General features: G+C 55.3%; 1 rRNA gene. It reads right to left on the bottom strand.

Annotation, left to right across the window (positions count from 1 at the left end):
* A 16S ribosomal RNA gene (locus J1W56_RS25875) occupies window positions 1–425 on the bottom strand; the annotation flags it as partial.

The raw sequence follows: 425 nt of genomic DNA, 5'->3' as shown, positions 1-425 counted from the left end.
CTGTTTGCTCCCCACGCTTTCGTGCATGAGCGTCAGTACAGGCCCAGGGGATTGCCTTCGCCATCGGTGTTCCTCCGCATATCTACGCATTTCACTGCTACACGCGGAATTCCATCCCCCTCTGCCGTACTCTAGCTATACAGTCACAAACGCAGTTCCCAGGTTGAGCCCGGGGCTTTCACATCTAGCTTAACAAACCGCCTCCGTGCGCTTTACGCCCAGTAATTCCGATTAACGCTCGCACCCTCCGTATTACCGCGGCTGCTGGCACGTAGTTAGCCGGTGCTTCTTCTTCCGGTACCGTCATCCACGCAGATTATTAACCTGCCCGATTTCTTTCCGGCCGAAAGAGCTTTACAACCCGAAGGCCTTCTTCACTCACGCGGCATGGCTGGATCAGGCTTGCGCCCATTGTCCAAAATTCC

Source organism: Phyllobacterium calauticae (assembly GCF_019991125.1).
Taxonomy (GTDB): domain Bacteria; phylum Pseudomonadota; class Alphaproteobacteria; order Rhizobiales; family Rhizobiaceae; genus Phyllobacterium; species Phyllobacterium calauticae.
The sequence above is the reverse complement of the archived record's forward strand: the minus strand, read 5'-3'. Positions and strand labels throughout refer to the sequence as shown.